This window comes from [Enterobacter] lignolyticus SCF1, assembly GCF_000164865.1.
GTDB lineage: Bacteria > Pseudomonadota > Gammaproteobacteria > Enterobacterales > Enterobacteriaceae > Enterobacter_B > Enterobacter_B lignolyticus.
Window position 1 is genome coordinate 3,107,652 of sequence record NC_014618.1, and the last position, 23,206, is coordinate 3,130,857.

The following is a 23,206-nucleotide window of genomic DNA, read 5'->3' on the forward strand; positions in this document are numbered from 1 at the left end:
AATTCCAGATAATAAGGTCCTGCGGTGATTGTATCTAAACATTTCATCAACGAAACCCTCTTTGGACTAAGTAATTATCTGTTTGTTGAATAGATGTTGAGAAATGCTCTGCTGGAATACCGGTTAATCGAATAATACATACCGGGTTTTCACCATGTCACTCATCGCTGACGCTCCACACGATACCAACCTGCCGCAGCCGAAATCAGGCTGGGATTTATTTAACCTGCTGAGAAAGGGTTTGTTAACCCCAGGCCTTGCGTGGCAGAACCCGGCCTACCGTCGCAAATTCATGCTGCGTTCTCTGGCGACCCCGTTTTCGACCAAACGGCTGCTGGATGCTCTGGCGAAGCAGCCGGGCCTGATGCAGATGCTGAAGGTACAGCCGGGTCTGCCGTGCCGCCTGCACCGTCCGTGGCTGTCGATGAACATGCAGCGTCAGAGCACGATCGATGCGCTGAACTGGCACTATCAGACCATGGCCCAGCGCTTACCGGCGCAGGTGCTGAACGGCTATCTGAGCAAAGCGGGTATTACGCTCGCCACCCTGACCGGTCGCGACGAGCAGACCTTCGCCATTCGTCTGCGTGCCGACGCAATGCTGGACAAAGAAGGTGAAGCGACGCTGATCTTCTGCGACAGCGAAAAGACCGTGCTGGCGGAAATGACCTTTACCCTGTGCCAGTTTGACGGCAAGCACACAATGTATATCGGCGGGTTACAGGGCGCGAAAGCGCACGTGTCGCATGAGCTGATTCAGGTCGCCACGAAATCCTGTAACGGGCTGTTCCCGAAACGCCTGCTGGTTGAAACGGCGATGATTATCGGCAAGCAGCTCGGCGTGGAGTCGATTCGCGCCGTCAGCAACGAGACGCATATTTATCGCAGCATCCGCTACCGCAAGAAGAAGCAGGATAAGCTGCACGCGGACTACAACAGCTTCTGGGAGTCCCTGGGCGGCAGCGTTGACGGCCACGCCGATTTTCTCCTGCCGCTGGTGATGCCGCGCAAGCCGATGGAAGAGATCGCCAGTAAGAAACGTTCGGAGTACCGCCGCCGCTACGAGCTGCTCGACAGCCTGCAGGCGCAGACCGAGCAGCTCTGCGCTCACAAGGCTGTGTCCCACCATTGACCGTGGCGGCGACGCTGCGCCAAACGCCCGTTATCAAGGCGGAGGATACAGGGCATAGTGGGACTATGTCCAAATCCGACAACGCGGAGAACGGGCGTTTGGCACGCGTCCCGAAGGGCTGAGGTCATTTTTACGCAGGACTGTGTTGCTCACGTTTCATTTGGCCCACCAAACGTCAACGTTCGCGCCTTGCCCTGCGCAAAAATGACCGTCAGCGCCATCCACGTGCAATGGTGGGACACAGCCTGATACTAATCCGCTCTCCCGCGGGCAAGCCACAGCACGCGGGAGAACATTTTCTTCAGCAGCGTCGGTACGGCATCAACCCCGCGTCGTCCGGCTTCCATCGCCACCTCAATGGCCAGATCCGGTTTCGACGAGCGGTGAATCGCCTTGGTGATCACCCGGCGCATATTCATCGGAATATTGTCCGGTAGCTGCGCAATCCGGTGATAGACGTCATCAAACCCCTGCCGATACAGAAAATGCTCCATATCCATGGCGGGCAGCGTAGTCAAATGATGGTGCTCAAGCTCCCGGTCGTTATTCAGCAGACTGCGCACCGTCGCGGCATACTTTTTCCCCGCCTCATCGCCATCCACCAGCACATGCCACTCAATCCCCATCCGCCGGGCAAATTTGATGAGCGGCTTGAGGCCCGACTGGGCAAACTCGATAACCTTGATCCCTTCGGCATCGAAATGGTGGCCGCACTGGCGCGCAAATTCGTTGATAACCCAGGTCTCGGTCTCTCCTTCCACCAGCAGCCAGCAGCGGGAGAATAGCGAGGAGGCGCGGTTAAAGCGGATGTGAAAGGCAATGCGGCGCCCGTCTTCGGCGCTGAGCCCTCCGGGCCCCAGGCGCCAGGCAGAAACGCGCGACGAGTCGCGCACCAGGCGACAGACCTCCTCGACCGGCGTCATCGACAGCAGCTCGCCCGAGTTGGTAGTGGTCACCCGCTGTAGCGGCAGCAGATTGAGTAAATTCCAGGCCACCGACAGCATAATCGGGTGCAGGCGCGTTTCAGGATCTTCCACCAGCAGCAGCGGTCTTGCGTCTCTGTCCAGCCGGATCGTGCCCTTAGCCTGCAGCAGCGTAGCGAACAGCCCAAGGAGAATAACCCGGTGGCTGCGGCCGCCCGGTTTGTCGATCATCCGGTTAATGATATCGAGATAGCGCCAGCTGCGCTGCTCATCGTGAGAACGGCGACGCATCAGACGGTGGCGCGATTCGGCGCTGCCCTGCTCGGAGAAATAGTGCTCCAGCAGCTGTACCATCGCCGACAGCCCCTGGCGAATCTGCCCGTCGGTTAAATTTTGCGGGCTGGTGACCAGCTCGCGCGAGAGAAAATCGAGCTGGCGGGCGGTTATCTCGATTTCCGGCACGTGCGGCACCGTGCCGTTGCGAATACGGCGCATAAAGCGCGCGTCGCGAAGGCGCAGGACCGGCATCAGCCTCACCAGGTGCCGGGCGAGAGCATCAATATCATCAAGCGCCAGCGCTTCGCCTTCGCTGTCGATAAAGCTGCGCAGCGTCATCACGCTGCCGTCTTCCGCCAGCTCGCCCTCAAGGCGGTAGAAAATACGCTGAAAGCCGTCGTCGCAGGGTACCCAGCCGTCCGACAGCGGGCGGTAGCGGCGCACCCGGTGGCGCCCCGGCTCCAGCTCGCGGAAGGTGAGAACGATATGCAGATGATGTTCGCGGCCCTGGAGGTCGCCCGGCGGGAACCAAAAATCATCGCGAACAAAATGATAGAGGTCAGACTCCGGCGACAGCAGCAGCGTCAGCGCATCCAGCAGGCTGGACTTGCCCCAGGCGTTCTCCCCTATCAGGACATTGTTCTGCTCCAGCATCAACGACATCCGGTTGATACCGCGAAACCCGACTATTTCCACTCTTTCGAGAAGCATGCGCCCTCCGCCAGTCAAAACATTCCCTTTCGTTAACAGCAGTATAGCGGGATGACTCCCCGGACGACACCTGCATTAATGTAATGTTATTGCAAAAAATTTCCGGGAAACGTGACAGCGCATAAAAAATAAGTCTGCTAGTAGTTTATCGGCTTAATTGTTATTAATTCGAACGGTTCTTTGATTACCATAAATTACACGATACTGAGATCGTCGTTATTCAGTACAAGAAATAACGGCAAAAAACCCTAAAGCAAATTTATTTATACAAATTATCTGGTAAAGGGGTGCATTTCTTTCTTAAAATAACGACCGTTTTAATTGTGTCGTCATCCCTTTATGACGATAAATAAGATCCGGTGCGGGATTACCGTCACCGTTATTTTTTGAGGTGGTTATGTTCAGAAAACTGGCAGCAGAGTGCTTTGGCACATTCTGGCTTGTATTTGGGGGTTGCGGCAGCGCCGTTCTGGCGGCGGCATTTCCGCAGTTGGGAATTGGTTTCGCGGGCGTTGCGCTGGCATTTGGTTTAACCGTACTGACCATGGCGTTCGCCGTCGGTCATATTTCCGGCGGCCACTTTAACCCGGCGGTCACATTAGGCCTGTGGGCCGGCGGTCGTTTCCCGGCTAAAGAGGTTATCGGCTATATTATCGCTCAGGTCGTCGGCGGGATTATCGCCGCCGCGGTGCTGTACGTGATTGCCAGCGGTAAGGCCGGCTTTGACGCCGCCGCCAGCGGTTTCGCCTCGAACGGGTATGGCGAACACTCTCCGGGCGGTTACTCCATGTTCTCCGCTATCGTGATTGAAATCGTCCTGACCTGCGGCTTCCTGCTGGTTATCCACGGCGCGACGGATAAAAACGCTCCGGCGGGCTTTGCGCCTGTCGCCATCGGCCTGGCGCTGACCCTGATTCACCTGATCAGCATTCCGATCACCAATACCTCCGTAAACCCGGCGCGCAGCACCGCGGTCGCGCTCTTCCAGGGCGGCTGGGCGCTGCAGCAGCTGTGGCTGTTCTGGGTAATGCCGATTATCGGCGGGATCCTCGGCGGCGTACTGTACCGTACGCTGCTGGAAAAACGTCGCTAAGTCCTTTGTGCTACGAAAAAACGCCCGGTGATGAAAATCCGTCGGGCGTTTTTTATTTTCCTGTTTACTGCACCGCATGAATTGAGTAGTGTCATCTGCGCTATTTTTACTCACAGGGTGCGCGCGGTTCATGTTCTCGGGATTATTGATCATTCTTATACCGCTGGTGGTGGGATACCTGATTCCGCTGCGTCAGACGGCAGCATTAAAACTGATTAACCAGCTGCTGAGCTGGATTGTTTACGTCATTCTCTTCTTTATGGGGATAAGCCTGGCGTTTCTGGATAATCTGGCGAATAGCCTGCTGGCTATTCTGCATTATTCCGTCGTCAGCATTGTGGTTATTCTGCTGTGTAATATTGCGGCGCTGCTGTGGCTTGAACGCTCCCTTCCCTGGCGTCATCAGCACCAGCAGGAAAAATTACCTTCACGAATTGCAATGGCGCTGGAATCTTTAAAACTGTGCGGCGTGGTTGTCGCCGGCGTTGCGCTGGGGCTGACCGGCTTCTCTTTTTTACAGCATGCGACGGAAGCCAGCGAATATACGCTTATTTTCCTGCTGTTCCTGGTCGGTATTCAGCTGCGTAATAACGGTATGACCCTGAAACAGATAGTCCTTAATCGTCGGGGAATGATTGTGGCGATAATGGTTGTCGCCAGCTCCATGGCAGGCGGCGTGATTAACGCCTTTATTCTCGACCTGCCGCTCAAAACCGCGCTGGCGATGGCCTCCGGTTTTGGCTGGTATTCGCTGTCGGGGATCCTGCTGACCGAATCGTTTGGCCCGGTTATCGGCAGCGCCGCCTTCTTTAACGATCTGGCGCGCGAGCTGATCGCCATCATGCTGATTCCGGGCATGGTGCAGCGCAGCCGCTCCACCGCGCTGGGCCTGTGCGGCGCGACGTCGATGGACTTCACCCTCCCGGTGCTGCAGCGCTCCGGCGGGCTGGAAATCGTGCCTGCCGCCATTGTTCACGGCTTTCTTCTTAGCCTGCTCGTCCCGCTGCTGATGGCATTCTTCTCGGCCTGACCCCCCTTTGGCGGTAGACAGCTACCGCCAAAATTGCGCTATATCAATATCCCTGTAAGTTGTATCACAAATCCCTTTTCAGCCCTGTTGCACAAGCTTACCCTTAAACATGTATATCAAATATAACTTTAAAGGGCGTGACTATGTTCTGTGTGCAATGTGAACAAACAATTCGTACTCCGGCTGGCAATGGCTGTGCGTACGCGCAAGGCATGTGCGGTAAAACGGCGCAGACATCAGACTTACAGGATCTGCTGATCGCCACGCTGCAGGGGCTGTCCGCCTGGGCGGTAAAAGCGCGTGAATACGGCATCATCAACCACGACATTGACAACTTCGCGCCGCGCGCGTTTTTCTCCACGCTGACCAACGTCAATTTCGATTCTCCACGCATCGTGGGCTACGCCCGCGAGGCTATCGTGATGCGCGAAGCGCTAAAAGCGCAGTGCCGCGCTATCGACGCCAACGCCGCCGTCGATAACCCCATGGCCGGCCTGCAGCTGGTCAGCGACGACCTGGGCGAACTCCAGCGCCAGGCCGCCGCGTTTACCCCGAATAAAGACAAGCTCGATATTGGTGAAAACATCCTCGGCCTGCGCCTGCTGTGCCTGTACGGCCTGAAAGGGGCCGCGGCCTATATGGAGCACGCCCACGTACTGGGCCAGTACGACAACGATATCTACGCCCAGTACCACAACATCATGGCATGGCTCGGCACCTGGCCTTCCGATATGAACGCGCTGCTGGAATGCGCGATGGAAATCGGCCAGATGAACTTCAAAGTGATGAGCATTCTGGACGCCGGCGAGACCAGCACCTACGGTCACCCGACCCCAAGCCAGGTCAACGTGAAAGCGACCGAAGGGAAATGTATTCTGATTTCCGGCCACGACCTGAAAGACCTCTATAACCTGCTGCTGCAGACCGAAGGCACCGGCGTTAACGTCTATACCCACGGCGAAATGCTGCCGGCGCACGGCTACCCGGAACTGCGCAAATTTAAGCACCTGGTCGGTAACTACGGCAGCGGCTGGCAGAATCAACAGGTCGAGTTCGCCCGCTTCCCGGGGCCGGTGGTGATGACCTCAAACTGCATCATCGATCCCACCGTCGGCCAGTACGACGACCGTATCTGGACGCGCAGCATTGTCGGCTGGCCGGGCGTGAACCATCTGGAAGGCGACGACTTCACGCCGGTTATCCAGCAGGCGCAGCAGATGGCGGGCTTCCCGTACAGCGAAATCGAGCACCTGATCACCGTCGGCTTTGGTCGTCAGACCCTGCTGGGCGCCGCTGACACCCTGATCGACCTGGTCAGCCGTGAGAAACTGCGCCACATCTTCCTCGTCGGCGGCTGCGACGGCGAACGCGGCGAGCGTTCCTACTTCACCGACTTTGCCACCAGCGTGCCGGATGACTGCCTGATCATGACGCTGGCCTGCGGTAAATACCGTTTCAACAAGCTGGACTTCGGCAGCATCGAAGGCCTGCCGCGCCTGGTCGACGCCGGTCAGTGCAACGACGCCTACTCCGCGATTATCCTTGCCGTCACCCTGGCGGAAAAACTGGGCTGCGGCGTGAATGACCTGCCGCTGTCGCTGGTGCTCTCGTGGTTCGAGCAGAAGGCTATCGTTATCCTGCTGACGCTGCTGTCGCTGGGCGTGAAGAACATCGTCACCGGGCCGACGGCACCAGGCTTCCTGACCCCGGATCTGCTGGCTGTCCTGAATGAGAAATTTGGTTTACGTTCCATCACCAACGTTGAACAAGACATGCAGCAGCTGCTGAGCGCGTAAGGAGACCGCCATGACCATGCCAACTCCGCAGTGTCCGTGGCGCATGCAGGTTCACCACATCCACCAGGAAACGCCGGATGTCTGGACGCTGTCGCTGCTGTGTCACGATTACTACCCGTACCGCGCCGGGCAGTATGCGCTGGTGAGTATCCGCAACTCAGCGGAAACGCTGCGGGCCTATACCCTCTCGTCCACGCCGGGGATCAGCGAATACATTACGCTGACCATTCGCCGCCTGGACGACGGCGCAGGCTCCGGCTGGCTGACCCGCGACGTCAAACGCGGCGACTATCTGTGGCTGTCGGATGCGCAGGGGGATTTCACCTGCGACGATAAGCCGGACGATAAGCTGCTGTTGCTGGCGGCTGGCTGCGGCGTGACGCCGGTGATGTCCATGCGCCGCTGGCTGGCGAAGTATCGCCCGCAGGTCGACGTGCAGGTTATCTTCAGCGTCCGTTCGCCGCAGGATGTGATTTTTGCCGACGCATGGCGCGATTACCCGGTAACGCTGGTGGCGGAAAACAATGCCACCCACGGCTTTATCGCCGGTCGTCTGACCCGCGAACTGCTGCGACAGCGCGTCCCGGATATTGCCTCACGCACGGTGATGACCTGCGGCCCGGCGCCGTACATGGACATCGTCGAGCAGGACGTCAAAGCGCTCGGCGCGACCCGCTTCTTTAAAGAGCAGTTCTTTACGCCGGTCGCCGAAGCCGCCACCAGCGGGCTTAAGTTCACCAAGCTGCAGCCCGCCCGGGAGTTTTACGGCCGGGTCGGCACCACGCTGCTGGAGGCGCTGGAAAGCAATAAGGTGCCGGTTAACGCCGCCTGCCGCGCGGGCGTCTGCGGCAGCTGCAAAACCCGCGTGGTCTCCGGCGAGTACAGCGTCAGCAGCACAATGACGCTGAGCGACGCGGAAATCGCCGACGGTTACGTTCTGGCCTGCTCCTGTCATCCGCAGGGAGATTTGGTGCTGGCATAGCGGACAGCCCTTTCCTCTTCCCCCTCAAGGCCAGCCCAGCGCTGGCCTTTTTCATTTCTCCCTCCCCGCAGCCCGCGTAAAAATCGGGCACAACGAGTCGTATCATCTAAGCTTGTTAGCGATATCACCAAACGGAGATGGACAACCATGAAACAAACCGTTGCTGCCTATATTGCCAAAACGCTTGAGCAGGCCGGGGTAAAACGCATCTGGGGCGTCACGGGCGACTCCCTGAACGGGCTGAGCGACAGCCTCAACCGCATGGGGACGATCGACTGGATGTCCACCCGCCATGAGGAAGTCGCAGCCTTCGCCGCGGGCGCTGAAGCGCAGCTGACCGGAGAGCTGGCGGTGTGCGCAGGCTCCTGCGGGCCGGGAAACCTGCACCTGATTAACGGCCTGTTCGACTGCCACCGCAACCACGTGCCGGTGCTGGCCATCGCCGCCCATATCCCATCGAGCGAAATTGGCAGCGGCTATTTCCAGGAAACCCATCCCCAGGAGCTGTTTCGCGAGTGCAGCCACTACTGCGAGCTGGTCTCCACGCCGGAGCAGATCCCGCAGGTGCTGGCGATTGCGATGCGCAAAGCGGTGCTGAACCGCGGCGTATCGGTGATTGTGCTGCCGGGCGATGTGGCGCTCAAACCGGCGCCGGAAAGCGCGAACCCCCACTGGTATCACGCGCCGCAGCCGGTGGTCACGCCTACCGAAGAGGAGCTGAAAAAGCTGGCGCAGGTGCTGCGCTACGCCAGCAACGTTGCGCTGATGTGCGGCAGCGGCTGCGCCGGCGCGCATCAGGAACTGGTGGCGTTTGCCGGTAAGCTGAAAGCGCCTATTGTCCACGCCATGCGCGGCAAGGAGCACGTCGAGTACGATAACCCCTATGATGTCGGCATGACCGGGCTTATCGGTTTCTCCTCCGGTTTTCATACCATGATGAATGCCGATACCCTGGTGCTGCTGGGCACCCAGTTCCCCTACCGCGCCTTCTACCCGACCGATGCCAAAATCATTCAGATAGATATCAACCCGGCCAGTATCGGCGCGCACAGCAAAGTCGATATGGCGCTGGTCGGCGATATCAAAGCCACCCTGACGGCGCTGCTGCCGCATCTTGAAGAAAAAACCGATCGCCAGTTCCTCGACAAGGCGCTGGCGCACTACCGCGACGCCCGTAAAGGGCTTGACGATCTTGCAAAACCGAGTGAAAGCGCCATCCACCCGCAGTACCTGGCGCAGCAGATAAGCCGCTTCGCCGACGATGACGCTATCTTCACCTGCGACGTTGGCACGCCTACCGTCTGGGCGGCGCGCTATCTGAAAATGAACGGTAAACGCCGCCTGCTGGGGTCGTTCAACCACGGATCGATGGCCAACGCCATGCCGCAGGCGCTGGGCGCGCAGGCAACGTTGCCGGGGCGCCAGGTCGTGGCGATGTGCGGCGACGGAGGTTTCAGCATGCTGATGGGCGATTTCCTGTCGGTGGTGCAGATGAAGCTGCCGCTGAAAATTGTCGTCTTTAACAACAGCGTGCTGGGCTTTGTCGCGATGGAGATGAAAGCGGGCGGCTACCTGACCGACGGCACCGAGCTGCACGACACCAACTTTGCCCGTATCGCCGAGGCCTGCGGCATCACCGGCATTCGCGTGGAGAAAGCCGCCGAGCTTGACGACGCCCTGCAGCGCGCCTTCAGCAGCGACGGCCCGGTGCTGGTCGACGTGGTGGTGGCGAAGGAGGAGCTGGCGATCCCGCCGCAGATTAAGCTTGAGCAGGCCAAAGGTTTTAGCCTGTATATGCTGCGCGCCATCATTAGCGGACGCGGCGATGAAGTAATCCAACTGGCGAAAACCAACTGGCTCAGGTAAAAAGGAGGCATACCCCTGATGCCAAAAAGGAAATGCCGTGATCGATTTACGTAGTGATACCGTAACCCGCCCGGGGCGCGCCATGCTGGAACAGATGATGGCCGCCCCGGTCGGGGACGACGTGTACGGGGACGACCCGACCGTTAATGAACTTCAGCGCTATGCCGCAGCGCTGAGCGGCAAAGAAGCCGCCCTCTTCCTGCCTACCGGCACCCAGGCGAACCTGGTGGCGCTGCTGAGCCACTGCGAGCGCGGCGAAGAGTATATCGTCGGCCAGGGCGCGCATAACTATCTGTACGAGGCGGGCGGCGCCGCGGTGCTCGGCAGCATCCAGCCGCAGCCGATTGATGCCGCCGCCGACGGCACGCTGCCGCTCGATAAAGTCGCCGCCAAAATCAAAGCGGACGATATCCACTTTGCGCGCACGAAGCTGCTGAGCCTGGAAAACACCCATAACGGCAAAGTGCTGCCGCGCGACTACCTGCAGGCGGCGTGGGAATTCACCCGCGAGCGCAACCTGGCGCTGCACGTCGACGGCGCGCGCATCTTTAACGCCGTGGTGGCCTACGGCTGCAAGCTGCAAGAGATAACCCGCTACTGTGACTCGTTCACCATCTGCCTGTCCAAAGGGCTGGGAACGCCGGTGGGCTCGCTGCTGGTCGGCTCCGCGGAGTATATCAAGCGCGCCACCCGCTGGCGGAAAATGACCGGCGGCGGTATGCGCCAGGCCGGTATCCTCGCGGCGGCGGGCCTGTATGCGCTCAAAAACAACGTACAGCGCCTGCAGGAAGACCACGACAACGCCGCCTGGATGGCGGAACAGCTGTCGGCGATCGGCGCCGACGTTATGCGCCATGACACCAATATGCTGTTCGTACGCGTTGGCGATGCGCATGCGGCGCCGCTTGGCGAGTACCTGCGCGAGCGCGGCGTGCTGATCAACGCCTCGCCCATCGTTCGTCTGGTGATGCATCTTGACGTTAACCGCGAGCAGCTGGCCGATGTCGTCCGCCACTGGCAGGCCTTTTTACAGCGCTAAGGAGCACTCGTGTCGCAACCCATTCTGGTGCTGGGCGCCAGCGGCTATATCGGTCAGCATCTGGTTACCGAGCTGAGCCAGCGGGGCTACACCGTCCGGGCGGCGGCACGGCGCATTGACCGCCTGCAAAAGCTGGCGCTGCCGGGCGTCAGCTGTCATCACATCGACCTTAACTGGCCGCAGGGCCTGCCTGCGCTGCTGCGCGGTATCGATACGCTGTACTACCTGGTCCACGGCATGGGCGAAGGCGGTAACTTTGTCGCCCATGAACGCCAGGTGGCGCTTAACGTCCGCGACGCGCTGCGCGACGCGCCGGTGAAACAGATTATCTTCCTGAGCTCGCTGCAGGCGCCCGAACATGAGCAGTCAGACCATCTGCGCGCCCGCCAGATAACCGGCGATATCCTGCGCGAAACCGGGATCCCGGTGACGGAGCTGCGCGCCGGGATCATCGTCGGCGCCGGGTCCGCCGCCTTCGAGGTGATGCGCGATATGGTCTACAACCTGCCGGTGCTCACGCCGCCGCGCTGGGTGCGCTCGCGCACCACGCCCATCGCGCTGGAAAACCTGATGCACTACCTGCTGGAGCTGCTTCACCACCCGGGCAACAGCAGCCGGGTGTTTGAGGCGGCAGGCCCTGACGTGCTGAGCTACCAGCAGCAGTTCGAACATTTTATGGCAATAAGCGGCCGCCACCGTCTGCTGGTGCCTGTGCCGTTTCCCACCCGCTGGATTTCAGTGTGGTTTTTGAACGTTATCACCTCCGTGCCGCCGACCACCGCTAAAGCGCTGATTCAGGGGCTACGCCACGATCTGCTGGCGGACGATCGCGCCCTGAGGGCGCTGATTCCCCAGCGACTGATTCCATTTGACGATGCGGTACGCAGCACGCTGAAAGAAGAAGAGCATCTGGCCAACTCCAGCGACTGGGGCTATGACGCTCAGGCCTTCGCCCGCTGGCGGCCGGAATATGGCTATTACCCCAAACAGGCCGGATGCACGGTGAAAACCTCCGCCAGCCTGAGCGCGTTATGGAAAATCATTAACCGCATCGGCGGTAAAGAGCGCTATTTCTTCGGCAATATTCTCTGGCAGATCCGCGGCTGGCTCGACCTGCTGGTCGGGCACCGGCTGGAAAAAGGCCGTCCGTCCCACGAGTACCTGCAAACCGGCGATACGGTCGATAGCTGGAAGGTGATCATCGTCGAACCGGAAAAGCAGCTGTCGCTACTGTTCGGCATGAAGGCACCCGGGCTGGGGCGGCTGACCTTTTCGCTTATTGATAAGGGCGACCACCGCGAGCTCGACGTCCGCGCCTGGTGGCATCCGCACGGTATGCCGGGGCTGTTTTACTGGCTGTTTATGATCCCCGCGCACCTGTTTATTTTCCGCGGGATGGCAAAACGAATTGCGAAGCTTGCAGAGGAAATCACAGACAAAGTCTAAATCCATGTGTTTTTCTTCACAGTTTCCCATTGCAACTCAGAGGAATTCACGGAAAAATGCGCACGAAATTCTTTTCGGACACAGTGGATTGATATGAAGGTACTGGTCACCGGGGCCACCAGCGGTTTAGGCCGCAATGCGGTGGAATATCTGCGTCGCAAAGGCATCAGCGTCCGGGCTACCGGGCGCAACGAGGCGATGGGTCGGCTGCTGGAAAAAATGGGCGCCGAGTTCGTGCATGCGGATTTAACCGAGCTGGTTTCCTCACAGGCCAAGGTGATGCTGGCCGGAATCGACACGCTGTGGCACTGCTCCAGCTTCACCTCCCCCTGGGGAACGCAGGAAGCGTTTGACCTGGCCAACGTCCGCGCCACCCGCCGTCTCGGCGAGTGGTCGGTGGCCTGGGGCGTGCGCAACTTTATCCATATCTCGTCGCCGTCGCTCTATTTCGACTATCACCACCACCGCGGTATTACCGAGGATTTCCGCCCGCGCCGTTTCGCCAACGAGTTCGCCCGCAGCAAAGCGGCCGGTGAAGAGGTGATCCACCTGCTGGCGCAGGCTAACCCCAACACCCGCTTCACCATTTTGCGCCCACAGAGCCTGTTTGGGCCGCACGACAAGGTGTTTATCCCGCGTCTGGCGCAGATGATGCACCACTACGGCAGCGTGCTGCTGCCGCGCGGCGGCGCCGCGCAGGTGGATATGACCTACTACGAAAACGCCGTCCACGCCATGTGGCTGGCAAGCCAGCCCGCCTGCGATTCGCTCGCCTCGGCCCGCGCCTATAACATCACCAACGGCGAACCGTGCAGCCTGAAAAGCATCGTGCAGAAGCTGATTGACGAGCTCGACATCACCTGCCGTATTCGCTCGGTGCCCTACCCGATGCTGGACATGGTCGCCCGCAGCATGGAGCGCTTTGGCAACAAGTCGGCGAAAGAACCCTCCTTCACCCACTACGGCGTATCGAAGCTGAACTTCGATTTTACCCTCGATATCACCCGCGCCCGCGAAGAGCTGGGCTACCAGCCCGTCGTCACGCTGGATGAAGGCATTGTGCGCACCGCGCACTGGCTGAAAGATCACGGAAAACTGCACCGCTGAGCCGTCGGGGCGTCAGATACTCACCTGGCGCCCGATCTCGATAACCTGGTTATGCGGCAGCGAGTAGTAATCGGTGACGTGCGAACTGTTGCGCTTCATAAACACAAACAGCTTGCGCTGCCAGGCCGGCAGCCCGTTATGCGGCGCGCCCACCACCGACTCATGGCCGATGTACCAGGTTGCGTCGGTGAAATCCACCTGCGCGAACAGTTCAATCCCCTGCAACAGCTGCGGAATGTTCGGCGACTCCATAAAGCCATAGCGCGCCATCACCCGGTAGACGCTCTCGTCGACCTGCTGCACCCGTACCCGCTCCTCGCTGGCAATTCGCGGCACCATGGCAATTTCGATGGTCGTCACGATCAGATTTTTTTGCAGCGCATGGTTGCGGGCTACGTGCCAGGACATCACCGCTGGCGTGATATCCGGCTGTTTGGACAGGAAAATGCCGGTGCCCGGCACCCGGGAAACCGCGCTCTCGCGGATGGTCTGTAAAAAGGCGGTCATCGAAACCGGGTGCTCGTTGATATTGCGGACGATCTGCGTGGTTCCCCGGCGCCAGATAATCATCAGCATGCAGAGCGCGGCGGCGAGCAGCAGCGGGATATAGCCGCCGTTCATCAGCTTCGCCATATTCGCCGCCACAAAGCTGCTGTCGATCACCAGAAACGCGCCGGCCACCAGCGCGCAGGGCACGCGTCCCCAGTTCCAGATTTGCCGCATCGCGATAAACAGCAGGCAGGTAGTCATCAGCATGGTCAGCGACACGGCTATCCCGTAGGCCGAGGCCAGCGCGGCCGATGAGCGGAAAAAGAGCACCAGCGCCAGCGTCGCCACCATCAGCGCCCAGTTCACCGCGCCGATATAAATCTGCCCGTAGTTATCTTCCGCCGTTTGGGTGATCCGCATCCGCGGCAGCCAGCCGAGCTGAATCGCCTGGCGGGTCATCGAAAACGCGCCGGTGATAATGGCCTGGCTGGCGATAATGGTCGCCAGCGTCGCCAGCACGATCAGCGGCCCGCGCAGCACCGACGGCGCCAGACGGTAGAAAATATTATCGGTCAGGTGCGGGTTCGCCAGAATAAACGCCGCCTGCCCGGCGTAGTTGAGCAGCAGGCAGGGAAACACCAGCCCAAACCAGGCCAGCCACACCGGCCGCTTACCAAAGTGACCCATGTCGGCATACAGCGCCTCCGCGCCGGTGACGCACAAAAAGACGCCGCCCAGAATCACGAAGCTGGCATAGCCGTTAGAGAACAAAAAATGCACGCTGTACCAGGGGTTCAGCGCTTTTAGCACTTCAGGGTTCAGAATGATGCCGTGAACGCCGAGCATCGCCATGCTCATAAACCAGACCACCATCACCGGCGCAAACCATTTGCTGATCCGCGCGGTACCAAAATGCTGGACGGAAAAGATGGCGATAAGAATCGCAATAGTGATCGGCAGAATATAGGGCGAGACGCCGGGGATAATAAGCTCCATCCCCTCCAGCGCGGAGAGGACGGAAATCGCCGGGGTGACCGCGCCGTCGCCATACACCAGCGCCGCGCCAAACAGTCCGGCAAAGATAATCAGGCGATGCTGCTTCTCCTTGCCGGTGAGCAGCGACATTAGCGCCAGAATGCCGCCCTCGCCGTTGTTGTCGATGCGCATGGCGAGCATGACGTATTTCACCGAGGTAATGAGGATCAGCGTCCAGAACAGCAGCGACAGCGCGCCGAGGACTGTCTCCGGCTGGGTGTTGTCGCCCGCGAGCTGAAGCACCGCGTTGAAGGTATACAGCGGGCTGGTGCCGATGTCGCCAAACACAATACCCAGCGCCCCAATCGCCAGTAAAAACAGCGGCGAGCGGGTAGACGAATCGGAGACGTTTGCGTGCGACATACGTTATCCCTTATTGACGCGAAAACAGATTCCCGGACCGCAAAAAGCGTATCGCTTTCATCAGTATAGCGCGTATGCACGTTCATCAAAGGCGTAACGCATACAAAAAACGGCAGCCCTGCGGCTGCCGTTTTGCTGAGATTACAGCGCGTTCCACGCATCCTGCCAGGCCTGCCCGGCGCCCGGCTCGTAGTAGGCAGGCGCCTGGCTGCACCAGCCGCTGTACGGGAACGGCTTGCACTGGAACAGCTTGCCGTGGTTATTGACGATATCCCCGGCGCTGTACTTCGCATTCGCGCTCCATGCCGGGTAGCTGCCCGCATGACCGTCATCACCCGCCGGCGTCTGCGCTTTGGCGTTGACGTTCAGCAGATACGAGGTCGTACTGCTGAGCTCTCCGTCGCTGACGGTCAGGCTGACCTCATACTGCTGCGCGGCGGCGGCTTCCGGCGCGGTAAAGGTGATAACCGCCTTATCTTCACCGCTGACGGTCTGACCATCCTGAGCGCGCCAGGTGTAGGTCAGCTTATTGCCGTCGGCATCGGTCGACCCCTCCGCGCTCAGCGAAACGTGCGCCCCGGCTTCGACGGCGCCGATCGGCCCGGCGATATGGGCGACCGGCGCGTGGTTAACGGTGGTCGGCTCTTCCGGCGTCGGCGCAGGCGTTTCATCCGCCGGGACCGGCGGCGGCACGTCGTCGGACGGCGCGGGTTTGACCTCCTCGCCCGGCGTCAGCGCGGAGCCATCGTCATTCACAATCTTCACATTGTAGAAATGCTGAACGCATTTGGTGTAATCCCCCTGCTTAAACGCGCTAAACGGCGTCTGATAGCCGACCAGCTGACAGGCGTAGGTTTTGCCGTCCGGCGTATCCGCACTCCAGCCCCAGTCCTGCTCCCAGTAGATTTTCAGCGCGCCGGAACCGCCCTCATCAAACTGCTTCATGTTCGCGCAGCCCATCACCTCACTGGCCCCGACCGGCACCTTCAGGTATTTCGCGAACTCTTTATAGTACTTGATGCGGTTTTCCGACTGGGCGTTCTCGGTCGGGCCGCCGCACTCCACGCCGCCGTTGATAATCTGCGTGGTCACGCCAAAGCCCGGCACCAGACCGTTGGCCTTATCGTGAGCGTTAGGTTGCCAGGAGCCGTCAATCACCTGCAGCATGCTCGGTTTCGGCGGCTGCGGATAGGCGAAGAAGAAGATGGCGCTGGCCAGGTTCAGCCAGGTGTCCGCCACCAGCTCGGGTTTATCCAGCAGCGGACGGACATCGCCAAACATCGCCTCCGAGAACGGACCGTAGTTATAGTTGTACGAGAGCTGCTTGGCGCCGCGGCCAAAGTAGCTGACGAAGTCGCCGTCTTTATCTTTCCCGCACGGCCAGGTTTGTCCCTGCCAGACGTTCGGGTTGCATTCGCCGTTATAGCCGCCCTTCTGCCCTTCGCTCCAGCCCATTTCGCGCACATAGACCAGCGCCTGACGCCATTCGGCCTCCGGACGCCAGCTTTCATGGCCGCCGGTTTCCTGGGCGAAGTGGGCAAACATGGTCGCCAGCTCCTTACGGCAAATGGCGTCGCTGTCGCGGCCGTCGCTGTAGGTCTGACACAGGGCCGGAAACTTGCCGACCGCCTTCAGGAAGTTGCTGTAGGTATACTCTTTGGCCCGCAGCGGGAACAGATACTCCCAGTCGCTGGCTTTCACTATCCCTTCTACCCGCTTCACGTTCTCCGGGTTGGAGGCTTTCCCCGGCTCAATCTGCTCGACCACGCTGTTATCCAGGGTGCGAATCGTGTCTTTCACCGACTGCATCAGCGGAAAATCGGTCAGCGTTTTTTCCTTCTGCGCCAGATCGCTGGCTTTCAGGGTGTAGGGTTCGCCGCCTGCCTGCAGCATCGCCGCCTGGGCCATCCAGGGCGCCACGCAGGCGCCAGCGACCAATACGCTTAATAATGTCCTTTTATTCATTTTATCTGTGTCTTCTTTATTTATTTCGCTTAAACAAATAACCCTGAAAAGAAACTTGTCAATAACGCCTGAACGTCGCAGGCATTATCTGAAATTCACTTCAGCGTTACCGCACATTATCGGGAAGCCAGCCTGAGCTGCTGATATTTATTCCATACCTGTCGGGCATATACCATTCGCTGCGGATAGCGTTCCTTTTTCACTCCCGCGTTATAAGCGCCAACCGCTTCCCAGTTATTGCCGTAGACCTTAATCATGTTGGATAAAATAGAGGCGCCGACCATAATTGAGGTGCAGGGTTCGGCCATCAGCCGCTGCTCATCAATCCCCAACGGGGCGAGTTCGGGAAAATGCACGCTGTTGATTTGCATTAGCCCAACGTCATGCGTACCGTCGTGGTTCCAGCCAATAGCGCGCGGGTTCATTCCCGACTCCACGTTGGCGATTGCCAGTAATAACCACGGATCGACATGATAATATTCCCCGGCTCTCTTCCAGCAGTTGGCCAAAACCGGCTGGCTGAGGGCCAGAACGATCAACAGCGCGTATTTTATCTTTTTCACGTTCAGCTCTCCGGCTGCCTGCGCGCTCTGCTGCGCAGGCGGTTATTTCTCGGGAGATGGTTTACTTACAGTCGGCCGATGCGCCCTCTTTTACCCAGACATCGCTGTTGCCCGGCTTATCGCCCTGCGTCCACCATTTAGCGCGCCAGGTAGAGCCGTTATAGGTGGTGGTATCGCCGCCGTTGTAGACCACCTCGGCGCGCCAGCCGAACTTCACGTTGCTTACCAGCTGCCACTGATCGGCGCCGAACCCCGGCTTGTTGCCCTGGGTCCAGTATTTGGCTTTCCATACCAGGTTGTCGACGCTGACGGTGTCGCCGCTGTTGTAGACCGTCGTCGCGTTCCACGCGGCATATTTGCTGGCATTGGCGTCAACCGGATGGTCGCAGCTGCCGGTTGGGGTACCCTCGTCGGCAGGCGGAGTTACGTCGTCGGATGGCGGAGTTACGTCGTCGGATGGCACATTCGCGTCGTCCTGCGCCGCCTTTGGCGTCACGGTCACCACCACGCCCGACTGCACGCTGGTTTTACCGTCGCTCACCACCACGCTCAGGGTGCGGGTGGTCTGGGCGCTGACGTCCGGCGCGGTGATGGTCAGATCGCTGCTGCTGGTGTCGGCCGCGTTCATATCGCCAGGCACGCTCCAGGCGTAGGTCAGCGTATCGCCGTCCGGGTCGGAGGCCTGAGCATGCAGGGTATAGGTCTGCCCGGCCTCCAGCGTCACCGCATCCATCTGGCGGATCACCGGCGCCTGGTTTGCCTTCGGCGTTTTGTTGATGACCTGTACATCAACGGAATGGCTCAGCCCCTTCGTATCCGTCACGGTCAGGCGGAACGCGCTGGACTGGTCGCTGGCGGCTGCGGCAACGCTGAAGGTCGCTTTTGCCTTAGCGCTGTTGGTCAGCGTCACCGCAGGCCCGGAAATCTGCGTCCATTTGTAGGTTATCGCATCCCCATCGGGATCGCTGGAGGCTGAACCGTCCAGCGTCACGGTCGCCGGGCCGGTTACCGTCACATCAGAGGCCGTCGCGACCGGCGGGTGGTTGGTCGCCACCGGGTCGACCGGGGTACTGCCGCCGAGCAGGCTTTCGTTCATCGCATTCAGAATATCGCCGTTATCGGAGTCAATGGACCACGCGAACAGGCCGCCGAGGTTCTTCGCCAGCACGTACTTGCCTTTGGCCGCCACGGAGCGGGCGTCATCGTAGGAGATAAGTTCGCCGGTGGATTTGTTGAAGACGTAAGGCGCTTCGGCGGCAGCGTCATAGCCGTACTCCCAACCCGGTTTTCCCTTGTATTCATTGACAATCTGCCGGTAGTCCACCACGCCCGGCTCCCAGGTGCCTTTTACCGCGCCGGTGGCCGTTCCGCTAAACGGATTATCGCCGCTATAGCCGTGTACGCCGGTCCAGCCGCGGCCGTACATCCCTGCCCCGACCACGATTTTGCCGGGCTTCACGCCCTGGTCGAGCAGCGCCTGCACGCCGTTGTCGGTGGTGTAATGGGTATCCGGTCGCCACGCGGGCGCATACAGCGCGGCCTGGTGGCCCAGCTCGGTGTTGCTCCACGCGCCGTAGAAGTCGTAGCTCATCAGGAAGATATGGTCGAGGTACTGCTGCGCGGCGGTATAATCCACGTCTTCGATTTTATCTTTGCCGGAGCCAATCGCCGTGGTCAGTTCGTACTGACGGCCCGTCTCCTGAGAGAGGCTGTTCAGCATTGCGCGCAGATCCTGCATCAGCAGGGTGTAGGTCTCTTTATCCTGCTGCGGGTTGCCCAGGGCTTCGTTCTGGCCGCCGCCGCCCGGAAACTCCCAGTCAATATCGACACCGTCAAAGAACTTCCAGGTTTTGAGGAAATCCTTCACCGAGGCGACAAAGCGATCGCGGATAACCTTGTCATGCATTTTGAAGAACGGATCGGACATGGTCCAGCCGCCGATGGACGGCAGTATTTTCAGGTCCGGGTGCGCTTTTTTCAACGCCATCAGCTGGCCGAAGTTGCCCTTATACGGGTCGTCCCATGCCGCGACGCCGGACTGCGGTTTTTGCAGCGCCGCCCACGGGTCGTGAATAGCGACCTGATAGTCCTGACGGCCGTTACAGGCGCGTTTGAGCGCTTCGAAGCTGTTGCCCCCCTCCACGGACTTCAGGCTGTCGTTTATCCCGTCGCCGCCGCAAATCGGAATAAAGCCGTACAGAATATGGTTCAGGTTCGCCGCCGGAATTTTGTCGACCGGGAAATTACGGCCATACACGCCCCACTCCGGGAAATAGGCCGCCACCACCTTGTCGGTATGCTTGCTGAACGCCTTGTTGTTTTCCTGCAGCGGAGCATTCAGCGGCAGCAGATGGCTGCCGTCGGTGTCGGCAACGATAATCAGCTTACTGTCGCTTTTGCTACAGCCGCTGGCGTTGCACAGCTCGACCTGCTCCTGGTAGCGGCCGCCTTTTTTCACTTTGAAGGTCGCTTTGCCGGAGGCGCTACCGGCGCCGCTCCAGACGGTCTGGCCGTCAAGCAGCACCTTCGCGGAGGTCGGCGCATCGCCGCTCCAGACGTTCCACTCGACGGTCACATCGGCGCCGTCATGCACTTTTACCAGGCTGTTATAGTCCTGCGCCGCCTGGTCAACCTCAACGATGGCGAATTTATCATTGCCATAGCTCAGCATCGGTTTTCCCGGTACTGCCGCAAATGCGGAACTACCGGCAACAGTAGCGACAAATAACGCCAGATATTTTGGCTTCATTAATTTCATTATTAAATTCCATCAACCTTGATTATAAGAAAATTGATACACCATGTATTCCTTAAAACATGGCACCTGAACACAGAGCATTCATTAAAATATAAGCGCAGAGATTTTCAGCATCCCCACGGGAAATAACGATATCCGCATGGTTCTGTTTTGGCATTTCGTTTCAGCGGCGAAAAAACTGATAAAAAAACTTGACTTCACTTTCAGAAAATAAATAACAGCGAATGCAAAATAAAAATACCGCCGCCAGCAATGCACAGGCTGGGACCAAAGGGTTGAGCGGCGGCGGCGTCGCGTCGGGGCAACAGAAAAAGAAGAATGGCCAAAAAAGCGGCGAACAATAATAGCTGGGGTAGTACCTGCCAGCCGAGCCAGGCGCCAAATGCCGCCACCAGCTTAAGATCTCCCTGACCGATACCCTCCCGGCCTCGCAGAAGGCGGTACCCCCAGTACAGCAGCCACAGAAAAACGTATCCCGCCGCCGCCCCCACCACCGCATCCTGCAGGGAAAGCCAGCCGCCGCGCAGGTTCAGCAGCAGGCCGCACCACAGCAGCGGCAGCGTCAGACAATCCGGCAGCAGCATATGGCGGGCATCAATCACCGCCAGCGGAAGCAGCGCCGACCACAGCAGCCACAGCGCCAGCCACGCCTGCGGCTGCGGGAACACCCAGACCGTCGCGGCAAAAAAAAGCGCGCTCAATGCTTCCAGAAGAAACCACAGCAGGGGAATGGGCTGCCGACAGTGGGCGCATTGCCCGCGCAGCAGCAGCCAGCTCAGCAGGGGAATATTTTGCCACCAGCGCAGCGTATGCTGGCAGTGCGTACAATGCGACGGCGGATAAAACAGGTTTTTATCGGCGCAGCCGTCCGCGACGATCATCGCCGGCAGGCGGTCGATAATCACGCCGAGAAAGCTGCCCCATATCGCCCCCAGTACGGCGCTCAACAGGCAAAACGGCAGCAGGTACGCATGGCGCAAAAGCGTCAGGACCATCACGGCGTCCCCCACGATAACAGAACCTCCGCGCTGACCTGCTGGCGTCGGTCGACCGGCGTGAGGGTTATTTTTTCAATCCTGGCGCCGGACGCTAAATTCACCTCCCGCATCCAGTTTTTAAGCACAGCAAAATCCACCTGCGTGACCGAAAACGAGAGGGTTTTACCCTGCTGCTGAACCTGGCTCAGCGGGATCTGCAGCTCACTGGCGCTGTCCTCCACGACCGTACGCACATTTTCGGTGATCGTCTGGCGCACAGGAATATGCATCCGGGTGATTTCGCTGCGCATCCAGCGAATCGTCTCCAGCTGGCGTTCAATCGTCTGCTGGCTGTTCCGGTTTATCGCCGCCAGCGGCTGCCAGACGCCGTACCACAGCGCGGCCAGACCGATCGCCAGCGCGCACAGCAGAGCCAGCCCGCGCTCGCGGACGCTCATCGCCTGCCAGCGCGCATCAAGCTTCATTATCTGCGCGTTCATTTCCAGGTTCCTGTCATCATCGCGGTATAGGGCGCGACCGTTGATACGGGCTGCAGCGCAAACGTAAACTGCGCCTCCGCCTGCCCGACAAACTGCTCCAGCGCCCGCTGCTGAGATGACGCCACCAGCAGGGTGATTCTCTGGCTGCGATCGTCATATTCAATGCGGTTTACCTGCACGCCGGGTACGCGCTGCCTCAGGGCATTCAGCACCTCAAGCTGCAAAAACAGCCCTTTTTTTTCTTTTTTCACGCTCTGACCGAAGTGGTATTTGAGATTGCTGGCCTGTCGAAGGCTGGGGAAATGGTGCTGCGTAAGCTGCATCATCTCGTCCTGCAGCCGGTTTTCCTGCTGCACCAGCAGCCAGCCGCGCAGCGCGGGCGGCAGCAAAAACAGGCAGCAGACCAGCGCCGCGGCGGCCAGCAGCCACCGCCGATAGCGCCGGCGGCTTTGCTCAGAACCCGCGCGCAGCGCGAACTCGCCGTGCAGCAGGCTGATGCGACAGGCCTCCCACTGCGCCTGAATAAGCAGCAGCGGGTGCTGCCACGCCTCCTGTATTCCGACGGCGACGCCCGCTGGCGCGTCGCCATAGCAGGTCACACCGTTAATCGCGCCCTTTTGCAGCAGCAGCGGCAGCCACTGCGCATCGCTTTGGCAGGCTCCGGGCGGCGACATCCGCAGCCAGTATTCGCTCTCCGCGCTCGCCAGCGTGCAGCCCCCGGCCGTTTCCGGCAGCAGATACGCATCGGGCAACACCTGCACGACCGTCAGACCGGCATCGGCGCAGCGCGTCAGCCAGTCCGCCAGCCGCGTACGCGCAATGGCGACCGCATCCACGTCGCCGCCGCGCTTTTGCAGCACCGTCCAGTGCAGCTCGTCTACGTCGCCAATCACCGTCTCTTCCGCCAGCCAGGAGAACGACGCGGCCTGGCCGCGAAGCCGCTTCCCGGTAAGAGTGAAGCGACGAAAAATCATCTCGCTGGCGGGTAGCAGCAGGCAGACGCGATCCGCCAGCGCATGATCGCCGAGCGTGGCGATATCGTCCCACCCCGCCAGTTCGCCCACCTGCAGGCTGCCGGACTCGCGCCACCACACTCTGGCGTCGCCCTCGCGGCCGGGGCGCACAAAAAGCACCTGTTTCATCTCATCATCTTCC

Annotated in this window: 17 protein-coding genes; 9 read left to right on the top strand and 8 right to left on the bottom strand. The window is 59.7% G+C overall.

The window, feature by feature from the left end; translation table 11 throughout:
* Positions 1-154: 154 nt before the first annotated feature.
* On the top strand, positions 155-1,132 hold the full coding sequence (locus ENTCL_RS14475) for a VirK/YbjX family protein (RefSeq protein ID WP_013366890.1): 978 nt from the start codon (positions 155-157) through the stop codon (positions 1,130-1,132).
* Between the two features lie 251 nt (positions 1,133-1,383).
* Here ENTCL_RS14475 and ENTCL_RS14480 read toward each other — a convergent pair whose 3' ends face one another.
* Complete coding sequence (locus ENTCL_RS14480) at positions 1,384-3,042, bottom strand: ATP-dependent endonuclease (protein WP_013366891.1); 1,659 nt, start codon at positions 3,040-3,042, stop codon at positions 1,384-1,386.
* A gap of 397 nt (positions 3,043-3,439) precedes the next feature.
* Between ENTCL_RS14480 and aqpZ the strand changes: the two genes are divergently transcribed.
* The 8 genes from aqpZ (at position 3,440) to ENTCL_RS14520 (ending at position 13,401) form a co-directional block, all read left to right on the top strand.
* Entirely contained in the window at positions 3,440-4,135 is a 696-nt protein-coding gene (aqpZ, locus tag ENTCL_RS14485; RefSeq protein WP_013366892.1) for an aquaporin Z, read from the top strand.
* A 130-nt stretch (positions 4,136-4,265) separates the two neighbouring features.
* Entirely contained in the window at positions 4,266-5,165 is a 900-nt protein-coding gene (locus tag ENTCL_RS14490; RefSeq protein WP_013366893.1) for a LysO family transporter, read from the top strand.
* A gap of 143 nt (positions 5,166-5,308) precedes the next feature.
* Positions 5,309-6,961: a hydroxylamine reductase gene (gene hcp, locus ENTCL_RS14495; protein WP_013366894.1), complete on the top strand. Its 1,653-nt coding sequence runs from the start codon at positions 5,309-5,311 to the stop codon at positions 6,959-6,961.
* Between the two features lie 10 nt (positions 6,962-6,971).
* Positions 6,972-7,943, top strand: a complete 972-nt coding sequence (gene hcr, locus ENTCL_RS14500) for an NADH oxidoreductase (protein ID WP_013366895.1) — start codon at positions 6,972-6,974, stop codon at positions 7,941-7,943.
* A 147-nt stretch (positions 7,944-8,090) separates the two neighbouring features.
* The gene (gene poxB, locus ENTCL_RS14505) at positions 8,091-9,809 is read left to right on the top strand and encodes a ubiquinone-dependent pyruvate dehydrogenase (protein WP_013366896.1); all 1,719 of its coding nucleotides are present in this window, start codon (positions 8,091-8,093) and stop codon (positions 9,807-9,809) included.
* 37 nt (positions 9,810-9,846) lie between these two features.
* Positions 9,847-10,848: a low-specificity L-threonine aldolase gene (ltaE, locus tag ENTCL_RS14510; RefSeq protein WP_013366897.1), complete on the top strand. Its 1,002-nt coding sequence runs from the start codon at positions 9,847-9,849 to the stop codon at positions 10,846-10,848.
* 9 nt (positions 10,849-10,857) lie between these two features.
* Positions 10,858-12,294, top strand: coding sequence for an SDR family oxidoreductase (locus ENTCL_RS14515; RefSeq protein WP_013366898.1), 1,437 nt, complete (start codon positions 10,858-10,860; stop codon positions 12,292-12,294).
* A 93-nt stretch (positions 12,295-12,387) separates the two neighbouring features.
* On the top strand, positions 12,388-13,401 hold the full coding sequence (locus ENTCL_RS14520; RefSeq protein WP_013366899.1) for an NAD-dependent epimerase/dehydratase family protein: 1,014 nt from the start codon (positions 12,388-12,390) through the stop codon (positions 13,399-13,401).
* Positions 13,402-13,413: 12 nt separating this feature from the next.
* Here ENTCL_RS14520 and ENTCL_RS14525 read toward each other — a convergent pair whose 3' ends face one another.
* From ENTCL_RS14525 to gspL, 7 genes are all read right to left on the bottom strand, one after another.
* Positions 13,414-15,288, bottom strand: a complete 1,875-nt coding sequence (locus ENTCL_RS14525) for a potassium transporter Kup (RefSeq protein ID WP_013366900.1) — start codon at positions 15,286-15,288, stop codon at positions 13,414-13,416.
* A 141-nt stretch (positions 15,289-15,429) separates the two neighbouring features.
* Positions 15,430-17,253: a glycoside hydrolase family 19 protein gene (locus ENTCL_RS14530; protein ID WP_013366901.1), complete on the bottom strand. Its 1,824-nt coding sequence runs from the start codon at positions 17,251-17,253 to the stop codon at positions 15,430-15,432.
* Between the two features lie 116 nt (positions 17,254-17,369).
* Positions 17,370-17,807, bottom strand: a complete 438-nt coding sequence (gene iagB / locus ENTCL_RS14535; RefSeq protein WP_044612149.1) for a type III secretion system invasion protein IagB — start codon at positions 17,805-17,807, stop codon at positions 17,370-17,372.
* Between the two features lie 70 nt (positions 17,808-17,877).
* Entirely contained in the window at positions 17,878-20,574 is a 2,697-nt protein-coding gene (locus ENTCL_RS14540; protein ID WP_013366903.1) for a glycosyl hydrolase family 18 protein, read from the bottom strand.
* A gap of 203 nt (positions 20,575-20,777) precedes the next feature.
* The gene (locus ENTCL_RS14545; protein WP_013366904.1) at positions 20,778-21,569 is read right to left on the bottom strand and encodes a prepilin peptidase; all 792 of its coding nucleotides are present in this window, start codon (positions 21,567-21,569) and stop codon (positions 20,778-20,780) included.
* Positions 21,569-22,051: a type II secretion system protein GspM gene (gspM, locus tag ENTCL_RS14550; protein WP_013366905.1), complete on the bottom strand. Its 483-nt coding sequence runs from the start codon at positions 22,049-22,051 to the stop codon at positions 21,569-21,571. The genes ENTCL_RS14545 and gspM overlap by 1 nt, the downstream gene beginning before the upstream one ends.
* A complete protein-coding gene (gene gspL / locus ENTCL_RS14555; RefSeq protein WP_013366906.1) occupies positions 22,048-23,193 on the bottom strand; it encodes a type II secretion system protein GspL in 1,146 nt (381 codons plus the stop codon). The genes gspM and gspL overlap by 4 nt, the downstream gene beginning before the upstream one ends.
* Positions 23,194-23,206 lie beyond the last annotated feature (13 nt).